Here is a 1,919-nt window from a genome sequence, read left to right as displayed (position 1 = left end):
AGCAGGCGCCCGGCGAGCACGGCGGCGCCCCACCCGACGGCAGCGCCCGCCGTGTTGCAGAACAGGTCCAGAACGTCGAACATCCGGTACGCATAGGGATACAGGCCGAACAAGCCGGTGAGCTGCGCCGTCTCGATCAGCAGCGAGGTGCCGAACCCCGCCGCGAGCGTCATTGCGAACCGCCAGCGCAGCAGGCGCCCCGCAATGAAGCCGAGCGGCACGAAGAATGCGACGTTCGCCACCATGTCCGGCAGGGCGCGCACGCCGTCCTTCGCGAGGTCGTCCAGGAAGCCGAGCGGGTTAAACCGCGGCTCGATGCCGTAGGTGATGCCGGGGCCGGACGTGCCGTCGGGCAACGGATAGAGCGTGAAGCACCCGAGCCCCAGCACGTAGAGCACGGCGAGGTAGGCCGACACCGCCGATGCCGCGCGCAACCGTCCGTCACGGTGGTACAGGTAGGCAAGGATAGGCAGCGTGAGCAGCAGCGATGCAAGCGGCCACAGCGCCACCGCCGCTGCGAAGCTCTCGCTGAACCGTCCGAGGAACTGCGCAAGGTATCCCATCGTCTTCTTCTCTCCCGGTTGCCGCCCCGTCCTCACGGGTTCCAGTATGGCGCACGACCCTTGCGGCGGCCTTGCCCGACGCTTACGGCGCGCTTACTTCTTTGTAAGGCGCAGGTGGAGAAGGGCCGGCACCTCGCGGCGAAACGGGCAGAGCGCTACAATGGCGGCATGGATACCTCGCGAAACACCCAAACGCCTGCCCCGCCCGCGCCCGACCGCATCCAGGTGCGCGGCGCGCAGGTGCACAACCTGAAGGACCTCGACGTCGACATTCCGCTGAACCGCCTCGTGGGCATCGCGGGCGTGTCGGGGTCGGGCAAGTCGTCGCTCGCCCTCGGCGTGCTGTACGCGGAGGGCTCGCGCCGCTACCTCGAGGCGCTCTCCACCTACACGCGCCGCCGCCTCACGCAGGCGGGGCGCGCCGACGTGGACGAGGTGCTGCACGTGCCCGCCGCCCTCACGCTGCACCAGCGGCCCGCCGTCCCCGGCGTGCGCAGCACGTTCGGCACCTCCACCGAGCTCTTGAACAGCCTGCGCCTTCTGTTCTCGCGCGTCGGCAGCCATGTGTGCCCCAACGGCCACCGCGTTCCGCCCACGCTGAACGTCGCCGCCGAGCGTCCCATCACGTGCCCCGTCTGCGGCGTGGAGTTCTTCGGCCCGAGCGCCGAGGAGCTGGCCTTCAACGGCGACGGCGCGTGCCCCGAATGCGACGGTACCGGCGTCGTGCGCACCGTGGACAGGGACGCGCTCGTGCCCGACGAGTCGCTCACCATCGACGAGGGCGCGGTGGCGCCGTGGGGCACGCTCATGTGGGATCTCATGAAGCAGGTCGCCCGGGAGATGGGCGTGCGCACCGACGTGCCGTTCAACCAGCTCACGCCCAAGGAACGCGACATCGTGTTCAACGGCCCCGCCGAGAAGAAACACATCCTGTACAAGGCGAAGAAGTCCGACACCTTCGCCGAGCTGGACTTCACCTACTACAACGCGGTCTACACCGTGGAGAACGCGCTGGCGAAGGTGAAGGACGAGAAGGGCCTCGCGCGCGTGGCCCGCTTCCTCAAGCAGGGCACCTGCCCCGTGTGCCACGGCACGCGCCTGTCGGCCGACGCGCTGAAGCCGCAGGTGGCGGGCATCAACCTGGCCGAGGCCACCGAGAAGACGCTCGACGGCCTCACGGGCTGGGTGGACGCCGTGCCGGGCGGCCTGCCGACCGAGATGCGCCCGATGGCGCGGAACATCTGCGAGTCGTTCCAGCACACGGCGCGCCGGCTCGTCGACCTGGGGCTGGGCTACCTCTCGCTCGACCGCGCGGGCTCGACGCTCTCCACCGGCGAGCGGCAGCGCGTGCAGCTG

The 1,919-nt window shown here is 69.8% G+C and carries 2 protein-coding genes; one reads left to right on the top strand and one right to left on the bottom strand.

Going from position 1 to position 1,919, the window contains the following annotated elements:
- Window positions 1-563: VanZ family protein (locus GPA_RS14135; RefSeq protein WP_041240608.1), on the bottom strand; the 563-nt coding region annotated here is incomplete at its 3' end.
- Window positions 564-731: 168 nt separating this feature from the next.
- Between GPA_RS14135 and GPA_RS14130 the strand changes: the two genes are divergently transcribed.
- Window positions 732-1,919, top strand: a 1,188-nt coding sequence (locus GPA_RS14130) for an excinuclease ABC subunit UvrA (protein ID WP_462486147.1), incomplete at its 3' end; no start/stop codon positions are given.

The organism is Gordonibacter pamelaeae 7-10-1-b (genome assembly GCF_000210055.1).
Lineage (GTDB): Bacteria > Actinomycetota > Coriobacteriia > Coriobacteriales > Eggerthellaceae > Gordonibacter > Gordonibacter pamelaeae.
This window is presented reverse-complemented; position numbering and strand designations above follow the sequence as displayed.